At 72.9% G+C, this 12,587-nt stretch carries 10 protein-coding genes; 4 read left to right on the top strand and 6 right to left on the bottom strand.

What is annotated here, in order from left to right; all coding sequences use genetic code 11:
* Nucleotides 1-102: 102 nt before the first annotated feature.
* Nucleotides 103-627 (bottom strand): MarR family winged helix-turn-helix transcriptional regulator, encoded by a 525-nt coding sequence (locus tag DEI95_RS05720; RefSeq protein ID WP_181436209.1) that lies wholly within the window; start codon nt 625-627, stop codon nt 103-105.
* Between the two features lie 175 nt (nt 628-802).
* On the opposite strand from DEI95_RS05720, the gene DEI95_RS05715 reads away from it, so the two are divergent.
* Entirely contained in the window at nt 803-1,114 is a 312-nt protein-coding gene (locus DEI95_RS05715; protein WP_110858041.1) for a hypothetical protein, read from the top strand.
* A gap of 183 nt (nt 1,115-1,297) precedes the next feature.
* Here the strand turns inward: DEI95_RS05715 and DEI95_RS05710 are convergent, their stop codons facing one another.
* Both DEI95_RS05710 and DEI95_RS05705 read right to left on the bottom strand, forming a co-directional pair.
* A complete protein-coding gene (locus DEI95_RS05710; protein ID WP_258367484.1) occupies nt 1,298-3,103 on the bottom strand; it encodes an adenylyl cyclase in 1,806 nt (601 codons plus the stop codon).
* Between the two features lie 260 nt (nt 3,104-3,363).
* A complete protein-coding gene (locus DEI95_RS05705; RefSeq protein WP_111059654.1) occupies nt 3,364-4,239 on the bottom strand; it encodes a DUF808 domain-containing protein in 876 nt (291 codons plus the stop codon).
* Between the two features lie 103 nt (nt 4,240-4,342).
* Between DEI95_RS05705 and DEI95_RS05700 the strand changes: the two genes are divergently transcribed.
* On the top strand, nt 4,343-5,221 hold the full coding sequence (locus tag DEI95_RS05700) for a serine hydrolase (protein WP_111059653.1): 879 nt from the start codon (nt 4,343-4,345) through the stop codon (nt 5,219-5,221).
* 148 nt (nt 5,222-5,369) lie between these two features.
* On the opposite strand, the gene DEI95_RS05695 is transcribed toward DEI95_RS05700, so the two are convergent.
* Together DEI95_RS05695 and DEI95_RS05690 are read right to left on the bottom strand one after the other, a co-directional pair.
* Complete coding sequence (locus DEI95_RS05695) at nt 5,370-6,566, bottom strand: PP2C family protein-serine/threonine phosphatase (RefSeq protein WP_181436208.1); 1,197 nt, start codon at nt 6,564-6,566, stop codon at nt 5,370-5,372.
* 25 nt (nt 6,567-6,591) lie between these two features.
* Nucleotides 6,592-7,089 carry a MarR family winged helix-turn-helix transcriptional regulator gene (locus DEI95_RS05690; protein ID WP_181436207.1) on the bottom strand — a complete coding sequence of 166 codons (498 nt, stop codon included), beginning with the start codon at nt 7,087-7,089 and terminating at the stop codon, nt 6,592-6,594.
* A 119-nt stretch (nt 7,090-7,208) separates the two neighbouring features.
* Between DEI95_RS05690 and DEI95_RS05685 the strand changes: the two genes are divergently transcribed.
* A complete protein-coding gene (locus tag DEI95_RS05685) occupies nt 7,209-10,745 on the top strand; it encodes a proline dehydrogenase family protein (RefSeq protein WP_111059650.1) in 3,537 nt (1,178 codons plus the stop codon).
* 59 nt (nt 10,746-10,804) lie between these two features.
* A complete protein-coding gene (locus DEI95_RS05680) occupies nt 10,805-11,017 on the top strand; it encodes a hypothetical protein (protein WP_110825686.1) in 213 nt (70 codons plus the stop codon).
* A gap of 75 nt (nt 11,018-11,092) precedes the next feature.
* Here DEI95_RS05680 and DEI95_RS05675 read toward each other — a convergent pair whose 3' ends face one another.
* Complete coding sequence (locus DEI95_RS05675; RefSeq protein ID WP_111059649.1) at nt 11,093-12,487, bottom strand: hypothetical protein; 1,395 nt, start codon at nt 12,485-12,487, stop codon at nt 11,093-11,095.
* Nucleotides 12,488-12,587: the final 100 nt, after the last annotated feature.

Below are 12,587 nucleotides of genomic sequence, written 5' to 3'. Positions count from 1 at the left end.
CAGCAGCCCGACCGCGTCCCCGCGACTCCTGGGATGGCCCCGACCGCGTCGGTCAGCGCCGTCAGCGGGCGGCGCCCACGAGTCGACACCCGGCGGAGCGGTTCAGCCGTCGGATCTCGCGTCGTCGCGCTCGCCGGCCCGGCGGATCGCGTCCGCGAAGCGGGAGGCGAACCGGGTGACCACGGCGGCCTCGTCGTCGGAGAGCTCGTCGATGACGGTGATCAACGGCGTGTGGATGTGCCCGTACGCCCGGGTGAGGTCGGCGGTCGCGCTCTCGGTCGGCACCAGCACGACACTGCGACGGTCGCGCGGGTTCGGTCGTCGCTCGACCCGGTCAGCGCCGCTCAACCGGTCCACCAGCTTCGTGACGCCGGCCGTGGTCAGGCGGAGTTTCGCCGCCAGTTCCGTAGGGCTGAGGAATCGCTCCGTGCGCCCGGCCTCCACCAGGTGCAGCAGGGCCACCGCGTCGACGGGACGCATCTGCAACGCCCGCAGGGCCTGCTCGTCGGCGTCGTGCACGCTGTCACTCAGTGCCTGCAGGGCTTCGATGGCGGCCGCTCCCGCCGCGCTGCGGGGCTCCTCTGCTCCGGAACGGTGGGCGTTGCGTGCGGTGTCCTCGTTCGGCATCAGATCGGACCTCGTCCTTCGGCTCTCGATGATGCTGCTCCTCCTCAGCGGCGGAAGCAAGCAGAGTGCGTATTCTGCGAAGTACGAAACTGGGTGAGTAATCAGCGCGGTTGGAGGAGTGTCGAGATCACGCGGCCACCGGACGCCCGGTGGCACTGAACACGAAGGAGACACCATGTCGAACACGACAGGGAACACCGCGCGCCACGACAACGTCGTGCGCCGCACCTGGAACGAGACCAAGTCCGCCCTGAAGACCACGGAGTTCTACGCGTGGATCGTCGTCTCGCTCGCGATCCTCATCGCGTCCGCCGTCGTCGACAACGCGGACGAGGGCCACACCGGCTTCGGCGCCGACCAGGCCTGGCTCTACGTCGCGCTCGTGACGATGGCATACATCCTCAGCCGTGGCATCGCGAAGGCCGGCGTCCGCAAGCCGGAGCACGACGACGACGACCGCCGCGACGGCAACGGCCGCTCGAACTAGTCGAGCGACACCGCGCCCCGGCTCCGGCCGGGTGCGCGCACCAGCACGTCACACGTGCGACTCCGGAGATGGTGCACCGGATCGAAACAGGCCGTCCCGCATCCCAGCGGGACGGCCTGTTCCGTCCGTGCGACCGCACGGTCGCCGCTCCGCCCTGAGGCGCCGGGGCGGACAGTGCGGCCCCTACTCGACGGCCCCGTTCGAGTAGCGCGTCACGGTCTGTGGCTGCCCGGACACGGCTCCCGTCGCGGCGGAACCCCGGCCGTTGATGACGTGGTCGATCGTCCCCGCATCCGCGTTGAGCGCGACCGTCGTGAGGTCGTGCATGACCACGCCCGGTCGGTCCGGGACCTCGAAGGACTGCGTCGCGTGGAGCGTCGGGTCCACGTTCGTGAAGATGTAGCTCCCGAGGCCCCATGCTTCGTGCGTCCGGACGTGGTCGGACACCTTGTACGCCGCCCATCCATCGGTCTTCTGGTGTCGCCACGACGCCTGGTCCGGTGCGTCGTAGGGCAGCTCGTTCTGGAAGAAGACGGTGCGACCGCGCTCCCCGTTCCAGATCACGTTGTACTTCTGGTAGTGCTCGACGAAGAGGCCGGTCGCGGTCACGTCGTCGCCGTTCACGACGACCCCGGTGTCCGCGGTGTTGACGGTCCAGCCGACCGAGCCGGCGACCCCGTGGTCGGCCCGCCATGCCCAGATGTCGTCGAGGATCGTGTGGTCGCTGTTGACCTCGAGGCTCGTCGTCGCCTTGCCGACGTGCGGGCCGCCGATGCGGAAGAAGACGTCCTGCAGGGCGGTCGGGTCGGCTGCGCTGCCGGCGGTGGACCGGTGCCGGTCGCCCTTGTGGTGGCCGCTGCCGATCCTGAGCAGCGTCGGCGAGTTGACGGTGCCGGCGTCGAAGGTGAGCCCGGCGATGTCGACGCCCCGCACGTCGCCGACGACCATCGGGACCGCGCCGTGCTGCGCGGTGAGGGTGGCCAGGCCGAGTCCGAGCACGACGGTGTCGGCGCGTTTCACGGAGATGCTCTTCGCGACGTCGTAGACGCCCGGCGTGACGAGCAGGTTCTTCCCCTTCGCGAGGGCGGCGTTGATCTTCGCGACCGAGTCCGAGGGGTGTGCGACGAAGAAGTCGCTGAGGGGCAACGACCGGCCGGGCGTGTGCCCGTTCGCCCAGCTCGGGCCGACCGAGTCGGTCACGGCGCGCGGCACGAACACGCGGTAGGCGCCGCGGCCGTCGACGTACAGGTACGGCTTCTCGCGGGAGACCGGCGTCGCCGTCAGTGTCGTGTACGGCGGCACCGGGAAGGACTGTGCCGGGGCGTTGAGGTCGCCGGAGAACACCTGGTTCCAGACCCCGTTCGACCATCCGGCACCGAGGTCGGTGTTGCGCACGTAGAACTGCTGCTGCGACCCGTTGAGCGCGCCGCCCTCGAGCTTCGAGTCGGCGACGAACCCGCCGCTGGCGTAGTTCGGGTCCTCGCAGTACGGCATGAACGTCGTGTGGTCCTTCACGTCCACCCGGCGCATCGGCGCGGCCTGCGACACCGCCCACATCTCGCTCCCCGTGTGGCATGCGTCAGCGGTCGGCACGACGTGGACGGTCAGGTTCGACACCGACCGCCAGAACGTGTCGAGTGAGCCGCTGCCGTTGCGGCCCGTCGCGGTGACCCCGCCGTTGATGGTGACGCCGCTCGGGTCCTGCCCGAGGCCGTCGACCTCCGTGTAGTACCCGACGCGGATGTCGAGCGGGTTCATGGCCGAGCCGTAGGTGCCGGGCTCGAACAGCAGCGCGTACCGGGACGTCCCCATCTCGTTGTCGACCTGCTGGTCGTAGACGGCGTCGACCTTCGCCTGGATGTCCGCCTGCGGCATGTCCGGGGAGAAGACGAGCACGTTCGGGCCGAGGTCGCCTGCCGGAGCGTGGCTGTGCGGTGCGGCGACGGCCGTCTGCGTCGTGGCGACGACGCCGAGCACCGCTGCGCTCACGGCCACCGTCGCGCCGATGGCGCGTCTGCTGGTTCGGGCCCGTCCGAGGGGCGCTGGGGCGAAGGGGTTCACCGGGACCTGCTTCCTTGCAGATGTGCAGCACCCGTCGACATCCGGGTGACGTCGCTGTCACCCGGGCGGAGACGGGGCCACGCGGGTTGGGGTGGCGGAAGCGTAACGCCGTCCGGACGTGGCACCCACGTCCACCGCTGTGCGGGCTCGTTGCGTGGATGATCCGTCGGCATCCGGACGGCGCAGCGTCAGTGCGTGCGCCCCCGCAGCCGGCCGATCCCGAGCACGATCCCGACGACGACCATGCCGAGCACGAGGCCCGCGACGGCCGAGATCGCGGTGTCGACGATCCACGTGATGACGGGTCCGGCGCCTTCGACCGCGTGCTCGACGTGGTGCAGCAGCTCGTACGGCCCCGCCCAGAACGTCTCCGCCATGTTGGCGATGACCAGGTGCCCACCGACCCAGAGCATCGCCACGGTCCCGACGATGCTGATGAACCGGAAGACCGCGGGCATCGCGCTGACGATGCGGGCGCCCGTGCGCCGGGTGCCGCGAGACGGGTTCTTCATCATCTGCAGGCCGATGTCGTCGACCTTGACCAGGAGCGCGACGGCGCCGTAGACGATCAGGGTCATGCCGAGACCGATGACCGCCAGGGCGCCGAGCGTCGGCCAGAAGCCGAGGTCCGGGTCCAGGCTCGCCAGGCCGATGAGCATGATCTCGGTGCTCAGGATGAGGTCGGTGCGGATGGCCCCGAACACGAGCTTCGGTTCGGAGACCGTGGTGTCGCTGCTGGCCTCGTGGTGGACGCCGAACCACTCGGTGACCTTCTCGGCGCCCTCGAAGCACAGGTACGTGCCGCCGATGACGAGCAGCCACGGCAGCACCCACGGCGCGAACGCCGACAGCAGGAGCGCCAGCGGGATGATGATGACGAACTTGTTGAACAGGCTGCCGAGGGCGATCCGTCCGACCACCGGGAGTTCCCGGGCCGGCTGGAGGCCCTGCACGTACTGCGGGGTGACGGCGGCGTCGTCGATCACGACACCCGCGGTCTTCGCGCTGGCCTTGAGGGCCGCGCTGAGGATGTCGTCCACGACGGCGAGCAGTCCGACTGACATGTGGTGGTCTCCTCGTCGCTTCCCGAACACTGTCCGAGCGCACAGACTACTGGCGGCTGCCCGCGAACTCGTCTCCCGGCCGCCGAGGCGCGAGGATGGCCGGATGACACGCGCCGAGACCGTTCGCGACGCCGTCGTGGCCGAGGTCGCCCGGACCGGCTTCCGAGCGCACGGTCTGCACGTGCTCGTGGGCGACGACGCCGCCGAACACCGCTGGACGCCCGACGTGCGGGAGGACGTGCAGTCCATCGCCAAGGGCGTCTGCGTCCTCGCGACCGGCATCGCCGTCGCTGACGGGGCGATCGACCCGGACGCGCCGGTGTCGGCGTCCCTAACCGACGTGGACTTCGGAGCGGGTACCGACGCGGTCACCCTGCGCCACCTGCTGACCATGACGAGCGGCGTCGACCTGCCGTGGTCGCCGACGCTGCTGACCGACTGGCCGGACCTGGCCCGCGAGTTCCTCGGCCGACCCTCCCGCGGGCGGGTGTTCCAGTACTCGAACGCCAGCACCTACACGGCCATGCGGGTCCTCGAGGCCCGGGTCGGCGACGTCGGCCGCTTCGTGCAGGACCGGCTGCTCACCCCGCTCGGCATCGACGAGGCGGAGTGGGAGCGCTGCCCGAACGGCCACATCGCGGGCGGAGGCGGGCTCCTGCTCCGGACGGCGGAGGTCGCACGCCTGGGCCGGCTCGTCCGGGACCGCGGCAGGGTCGCGGACCGGCAGCTCGTCGCGCCGGAGTGGGTCGCGGCGATGCACGGTGACTGGGTCGCCGCCGGTCGGAGCCCGGCGTACGAGCGGTACGCGCTCGCCGGGTGGGACGGCCCGGGCCGGCTGTGGCGGATGCACGGGGCGAACGGGCAGCTGCAGCTGTTCGACGAGGCCGCGGGCGCGGTCGTGACGATCACGGCGGACGACCACGCCGGTGCCGACGCGGTGGCGGCGTCGGTCGCGGTGCTGCTCGCAGGCGGAGCCCGCTGACGCGTCGGCACACCACCGATGTCGGTGGTACCCGGCAGGCTCGTCCGCAGTTCGATGTTCCTGTTCGGGTCAGGCGCACGAGCCAACGGTGTCGGTACCTGTGGGCAGGTACCGACACCGCCTTCCGTCCGCGTCGCCCTGCTCGCGCTCAGCCGTCGGCGTCGCGCGCCAGCACCGCCACGGTCACGTCGTCCTCGGCGTGCTCCGCGGCGCGGAGGCGCACGGTCTGGAGGAACGCGGCGGTGTCCGGCGCGCGCCGCAGGGTCCGTCCGATGTCGGTCAGCGTGTCGATGGTCCCGTCGCCCAGGTCGAGCGCACCGTCACTCGTGACGACGAGCGTGTCCCCGGGCTCGAGGACGAGCGCTCCGGCCCGGAAGGGGATGCCGCCCGGGTGCAGGCCGAGCGGGAGGTCCCGCGACCGGCGGATCTCCGACGTGCCGTCGGATCGCAGGTGCAGCACGAGGCCGTGTCCGGCGTCGACGAAGTCCAGACGGCCGGTGCTCGGCGTCAGGCGCGCGTGGAACAGCGTCGCGAAGGCCGAGGCGCGGCTGAGGTCCTCGCTGATCCGCGGCTCGATCGCGGCGACGGCTGCGACGGGCAAGAGGTCCTCGTGCTGCCGGAGTGCTGCGCGGAGCCCGGCGGCGAGCAGTGCCGCGGGCTGCTCCTTGCCCATGATGTCGGCGAGGGTGAACGTCACGGCGTCGTCGCCCGCGGTCCAGTCGTGTACGTCCCCGCTGAGGTCGCCGTACGGCACGCTGATGCCGGCGAGACGGTAGCCCGGCACGTCCAGGGGCTGCGGAGCGAGGGCTTCGACGACTTCGAGCAGTCGATCGTGCTGGAGGCCCATGGCCAGGGCTCGCTCGGTCCAGTGGCCGAGGTCGATGAGGGCCGCTTCGTCCTGGGGGCTGAACTCCCGCGGCTCGACGTCCATCAAGCACAGGGTCCCGATGGCGACGTCGCCCGGCATGGTGAGGGGGACACCGGCGTAGAAGCGGATGCCCCGGCTCGTGACGCCCGGCAGGTCGGCGGTGCGTGGGTCGGCGGCGGTGTCGGGCACGACGGTCGGCCCGGCCCGCTGCACGGTGACCTGGCAGAACGACCACTCGAGCGGCACGGTCGTGGCCTCGCCCGGGACGTTCGGCGTCAGCGTGTGCAGGAGCGCGTCGTCGAGCAGGTTCACGTACGACATCGGCACGGCGAAGAGGTCGCGCGCGATGCGGACGATGCGTTCGAGGCGCTCGGTCGGGGCCGCGTCGACGATGTCCAACGCCGCCACGAGTGCCGCGCGCGCGGACGGCGAACCGTCGGTGTCCATCTGCTCCCCCACGAGGTCGATCGGAGGCATCCTCCCACGCCCGTCCCGGGCACGGTCAGGTGTCTCCCGGGTCCGAGCCGCGCTCGGTGTCGGTGTCGGTGTCGACCGGACCGAGCGCGTCGAGGACGCGGTGCGAGACCGACCGGAGGGTCTCCGCATCCGCCGCCACGGGCCTCCAGAACAGCTGCTCGAGGGCGGCGGTGTGTGCGCGGATGCCGGCGAGGACGGCCCGGCGGCCGTCCGGGGTCATGACCACCCAGCTGCCGCGGCCGTCCGACGGGCAGTCGGCGCGCTCGACGAGTCCCCTGGCGACCATGCGCGTGACCTGGTGGCTGACGCGCGACTTCTCCCACCCGATGCCGGCGGCCACGTCGCGGACCCGCAGTCGGTGCTCGGGGTCGCGGTGCAGCCCGATGAGGATCTCGAACTCGGGCACGGAGATGCCCGCACCGCGCTGCACGGCCAGGTCCAGCGCCCGGTCGAGCCCGCGCCAGACGTCGTGGAACGCGTCCCACGTGGCCCAGTCGTGGCCGTCGACGCCGTGCTCCACCATCCGGCCAGCGTATCCACGGCGGCGGCGGTCGGGGCCGAGGATCATCCGTCCGGCTGACTCCTGGGCGGCACACGGCGGCCTCCGAGGAGACGTCGGGGGAGCGGCCTACGATCGAGAGCATGCCGCCCGCACGCCTCCAGGACTGCACCGACGACGCGCTCGCCCTCGTCGGGCGGTGGCTGGACGCCTCCCGGGGCGCGAGGCCCGACGCCGGGGCGGCCCGACTCGCCGAGGTCCTGCGCGACGACCGCGGTCTCGACTTCGCCCGCGGGTTCATCGACAAGGTGATCCGCCCTGACGACCCGAAGGTCGCGGCGCGGAACCTCGAGAAGGCCAGCCGGGACGTCCCCGACTTCCTCGCCTGGTACCTCCGCGGAGCGGTCACGGTCGGCGGCGGGTTCGCGACCATGGCACCGTGGGCCGTCATCCCGTCCGCGCGACGTGTGCTGCGACGACTCGCCGGGCACCTGGTGGTCGACGCGCCACCCGCGCGGCTCGGGTCGGCGCTCGCCAAGGTCGCCGGGACCGGCAGCCGCCTCGACGTCGTCCCGCTCGGCCCGGCCGTGCTCGGCCCGGACGAGAGTGCTCGCCGCCTCCGCTGGATCACCGACCTGCTCGGTCGTCCCGACGTGCCGGCCGTGTCCTTCGCGGTGTCCGAGGTCCTGCCGCCGTCGTCGCCGTGGGCGCTCGACACCGCCACCGAGCAGGCCGTCGAACGGCTCGTCCCGGTGGTCCGCGCCGCCGTCGCGGGCGACAGCATGATCACGTTCCGGACCGGTGACCCGCGCGACCTCGACCTGACCGCGGCGGTCTTCCGCGAGCTGCTCGACATGGACGAGTTCGCCCACACCACCGCCGGGATCACCCTGCCGGCCGACCTCCCCGACAGCGCCGGGGTGCTCGCCTCGTTGACCGAGTGGGCGACGGCGCGGCGCCACCGTGGTGGGGCACCGGTCCGGGTCCGGCTCGTCGCCGGTGCACGCGGTGCGTCCGGCCTGGCCGACGCGCTCGTCCACGACCGTCCCCTGGCCACGTACGCGACGCGCCAGGCGACGGACACCGCCCTCCTCCGCCTGCTCGACGCGGCGCTGACGCCCGAGCACACCGACGCGGTCCGGGTGACGCTCGCCGGACACGACCTGTTCGCGATCGCCGCCGCGCGGGTGCTCGCCGACCGCCGCGGGGTGGGCGACGCACTCGAGGTCGAGGTGCTCCTCGGGACGGCGGGCACCGCCCTCGACGCCGTCCGGGCCGACCTCGGGACCGTCATCGTCAGCACCCCGGTCGTGCAGCCCGACGAGTTCGACGCCGCGATCCCGTACCTCGCCCGACGGCTCCGCGAGGGTGCGACCTCGACGGCGTTCTCGATCGGCACGGATGACGCCGTGGCCGCACGGGAACGCGAGCGCTTCACCACCGCCGTCGCCGCGCTCGACGACCCGGCGCCGACGACCCTCCGCATGCAGGACCGCCGTGCGCCCCTCGGTCCTCCCGCGATCACCGTCGTGCACCCACCCGCAGCGGACACCGACCCCACCGTCGCCGCGAACCGGGAGTGGGCGGCCGACCTGCTCCGTCGGGTGCCCCGGTCGCAGCTCGGCACCGCGACGATCCGCGGTGCCCGGGTCACCGACCGTCAGCGACTCGAACGGACCATCGCCCGGACCGCCCAGGCGGGCGTGAACTGGGGGCGGCAGGATCCCCAGGACCGTGCCGAGCTGCTCGACCTCGTCGCCCACCAGCTCGAGGTCCGTCGCGCAGCCCTGGTCGAGGTCGTGGTCGCCGAGACCGCGATGACCCTCACCGACGCCGACCGGCAGGTCAGCGCAGCGGTCGACGCCGCGCACCACGCCGCCGACCGTGCCCGGCACCTGACCGACGTCGCCGGCGCCGTCTTCGTCCCACCGCGTCTGACCGTGGTCGTCCCGCCGTGGAACTCCCCGGTCGCGACGCCCGCCGACGGGGTGCTCTCGGCGCTCGCGGCCGGCAGCGGTGTCGTGCTGAAGCCGTCCCCCCTCGCCAAGCGGTCCGGCGCCGTGCTCGCCGACGTGCTCTGGGACGCCGGGGTCCCGCACTCGCTCCTGCAGCTCGTCGACCTCGACGTCGACGAACTCGGCCGTGACCTCGTCGCCCACCCCGCGGTCGACCGGGTGCTGCTCACCGGCTCCTCCGACACCGCCCGGTCCTTCCGCTGGTGGCGGGCGGGCCTCCCGCTGATCGCGGACACCGGAGCGGTCAACGCGGCCGTGGTGACCCCGGCGGCGGACGTCGACCAGGCGGTGCGCGACGTGGTCGCCTCGGCGTTCGGTCAGTCCGGCCAGGCGGCCCGCGCGGTGTCGCTCGTCGTCCTGGTCGGGTCCGTCGGCGAGGACGACCGTTTCCGTCGTCAGCTCGCCGACGCCACCCGCGCGCTCCGGGTCGCCTGGCCGACGGACCCCGCCGCACAGGTGGGACCGCTCCTCGTCGAACCGACCGGCGCCGCCCGCGCCGCGCTGACCGAACTCGCGCCGGGGGAGTCGTGGCTCGTCGAGCCCACCGTCCTCGACGAGTCCGGTCGGCTCTGGTCGCCGGGCGTCCGCGTCGGCGTCCGTCCCGGCAGCGCTTTCGCGCAGACCGCCGCGGCCGTCCCCGTGCTCGGTGTGGTGCACGTCGAGACCCTCGACGAGGCGATCGCGATCCAGAACGGCGCCGAACACGGCCTGGTGGAGGCCCTGCACACGCTCGACGTCGACGAGGTCGCGGCGTGGACGGACCGCGTGGCCGCTGGTTCCCTCGTGGTGAACCGGCCGACCACGGACCCGGTCGTCGGACGACAGCCGGCCGGGGGATGGGGGCGTGCCGCGGTCGGTGCGGGTGCCGCACGCGGGGGACCGGAGTCCGTCGCCGTGCTCGGTCACTGGGCACCCGTCCCGCGCACGGTCCACAAGAGCATCCAGCTGCACGGCCTGCCGCCGCGGGTCACCGCGCTCATCGAGGCCGCCCGCAGCGGGCTGTCGTTCGAGGAGTTCGACCTGGTCCGAGCCGGTGCGACGAGCGACGCGGAGGCCCGGCAGACACGGTTCGGCCGGTCCCGCGACACCGCCGACCTCCGCGTCGAGCGGAACGTGCTCCGGTACCGCCCGCAGTCCGTGGTCGTCCGGCAGTCCGAGGGCGTCGGGACGGGTGAACTCGTCCGGACCCTCGCCGCCGCGACCGCCGCCCGTGCGCACGTCCTGCTCAGCACCGCCCGCGCGCTGCCCGGCCCGCTGACCCAGCTGTTCGTCGGACGTCGGTCGCCGCTCGACGTGGTCGACCACCTGGTGGAGACGAACGAGGAGTTCCTCGCCCGGGCGGCGTCCGGTGCCCTCTTCCGCGAGGACTGGTCAGGTGGCACCGACGAACCGCAGGACGCGATCGACATCGTGCTGTCCCAGGGCTTCGAACCCCGGCCGCACACCGCGTTCGCCGGGCCGGGCTCCCGGATCCGGCTGCTCGGCGGGGACCCCCTCGCGGTCGAGGAAGCGCTCGGCGCCGGCATCGACACCGCCATCCACGACGCGCCCGTCGTCGAGGCCGGTGTCGTCGAGATGGCGCACTACCTCCGCGAGCAGACGGTCATCGTCACGGCCCACCGTCACGGCGACGTCGACCCGGAGTTCGCCCGCCTCCGGCTCTGACCGCGTGGACCTGGGGCATCCCCGTGAGGGCACTGCCGGAGCGGCGTAACGTCGCGACCATGACTGCAGGAGAGCGTGACAACGGCGTCCAGACCGAGCCGATCATGGACGGTGCGAACGACGCGACGAACGACGACAAGCTGCACGGCCTCGTGGAGCAGGTCCAGCACGACCACGGCGACGAGGGCGCCGGCGTGATGGCCGACCACCTCCGTGACCGTCTCGACGAGACCGGTGTCGAGGCCGAGGACCCGGCGTCCGAGGTCGAGTAGCCCCGGCCCCCGCGCACGACGGAGCCCCGCCGACCACCTGGCCGGCGGGGCTCCGTCGCGTCGGCGTCCCCGTCCTCAGTCGACGACGTGCACGAGCGCGGTCTTCTCCTCCGTGGACCCGGAGCCGTCCGGGACGAACAGGAACCGCACACCGTGGTGCCCCGCAGCGAGCGGGACGTCGACCGACCAGCGACCGCCGGACGCGCGGGTCTCACCGATCTTCTCGCGCAGACGGAAGGCGACCAGGCGGCCCTCCGGCGCGGTGCCCTCGAAGTGCACCAGCCCGTCGTGGCGCTGGTACTCCGCCGCCTGCTCGAAGGTGAAGGGGGTGCTCGGCTGTGGCGCGACGACGAAGGCCTGCCGCACACTGTCGCTGACCGGGCCGCCGCGCTCCGGTCGCAGGTCGAAGCGCAGGACGAGCACGCCGGACTCCGTCGCGGGCACGTCGACGCGCCACCGCCCGTCCTGCACCGGCGCGGTCCCCAGCGGCACGCCCTCGGTGTCCGTCACGGTCACCTCACCACGGGTGGCGGTCCCACTGACGGTCACCTTCCCGTCGACGGGCTGCAGGGGGTGGGCACGGTCGACGTCGACGGAGAACGCGTCGTCGGACGGGACGGTCGACCCGTCGTCGCCGCCGTCGCCCTCACCGGGGCCGGGGTGCCCGCCGCCGTCGCCCTCACCGGGGCCGGGGTGCCCGCCGCCGTCGCCCTCACCGGGGCCGGGGTGCCCGCCGCCGTCGCCGGAGCCCTCGCCGGGTCCCGGGTGGCCGCCGCCGTCACCACCGCCGGCCTCGTCGCCGTCGAAGCGGTAGTGGTCCACGTCCACGTCCGAGGACGCGTTCCCGAGGGTCTGACGCACCGAGACCTCGTTCTCACCGCGGACGAAGTGGACGTGGACGGTGGCGATGCCGTCGGCGCCGGCCACGGCGGTCTCGGTCCGACCGTTCGCGGAGACCTCGACCTCCGCTCCCGGCACCGCGCGGTACCGGATCCCGTGCTCGGTGTCGCCAGCGACGATCGCCCGGCGGAGGCGCTCGAGGCCGCGCTCGTCGGTCTGGTCGACGGGTGCACTCAGACCGAGACCGTGGAAGTCCACGTCGACGGGCCGTTCCGTGCCGTTCGCGACGATCGTGTACCGGGCCGTGTCCGCTCCCGTGGGTTCGAGCCGGAAGACGGCGTCGTGCTGCGGCGTCGCCGACTCGGCCTGGAGGGCATCGCCAGAGGCGTCGCGGAGCAGGACTGTGGCCCGCGCGGAGACGCTGACGGCGAGGCGCACCCATCGCTTCGCGCCGGAGGCGTGCTGCTCCTGGACGACCTCGGTGACGACGGAGGACGCGGCGGCCGCAGCGGCGGTGCGCACGGTCGGCGCGAGCGGAGCGGCGTTCGCCGGGGCGGCGAGGACCGCGGGGGCGAGCAGACACGTGCCGAGCACGGCAGCCGAGCCGACGAGGACTGGGCGGATGTTCATGGTGCACCTTCCTGGAGTGGTGTACGGACTCCTGGATGATGACGTGCGGCCATGAACATCACATGGGTGTGATGTATACCAGTCGCGCCGACGTACCGAC

It is taken from the genome of Curtobacterium sp. MCBD17_008 (assembly GCF_003234475.1).
GTDB lineage: Bacteria > Actinomycetota > Actinomycetes > Actinomycetales > Microbacteriaceae > Curtobacterium.
Note: the sequence above shows the minus strand (reverse complement) of the source record. Positions and strands in the feature narration are given on the sequence as shown.

What these genes read in the sequence shown, in the direction of transcription:
- DEI95_RS05705 (WP_111059654.1), bottom strand. Translation starts at nt 4,239, where the DNA reads ATGTCAGTCGGACTGCTCGCCGTCGTGGACGACATCCTCAGCGCGGCC.
- DEI95_RS05690 (WP_181436207.1), bottom strand. Translation starts at nt 7,089, where the DNA reads ATGGTGGAGCACGGCGTCGACGGCCACGACTGGGCCACGTGGGACGCG.
- DEI95_RS05680 (WP_110825686.1), top strand. Translation starts at nt 10,805, where the DNA reads ATGACTGCAGGAGAGCGTGACAACGGCGTCCAGACCGAGCCGATCATG.
- DEI95_RS05700 (WP_111059653.1), top strand. Translation starts at nt 4,343, where the DNA reads ATGACACGCGCCGAGACCGTTCGCGACGCCGTCGTGGCCGAGGTCGCC.
- DEI95_RS05695 (WP_181436208.1), bottom strand. Translation starts at nt 6,566, where the DNA reads ATGCCTCCGATCGACCTCGTGGGGGAGCAGATGGACACCGACGGTTCG.
- DEI95_RS05675 (WP_111059649.1), bottom strand. Translation starts at nt 12,487, where the DNA reads ATGAACATCCGCCCAGTCCTCGTCGGCTCGGCTGCCGTGCTCGGCACG.
- DEI95_RS05685 (WP_111059650.1), top strand. Translation starts at nt 7,209, where the DNA reads ATGCCGCCCGCACGCCTCCAGGACTGCACCGACGACGCGCTCGCCCTC.
- DEI95_RS05720 (WP_181436209.1), bottom strand. Translation starts at nt 627, where the DNA reads ATGCCGAACGAGGACACCGCACGCAACGCCCACCGTTCCGGAGCAGAG.
- DEI95_RS05715 (WP_110858041.1), top strand. Translation starts at nt 803, where the DNA reads ATGTCGAACACGACAGGGAACACCGCGCGCCACGACAACGTCGTGCGC.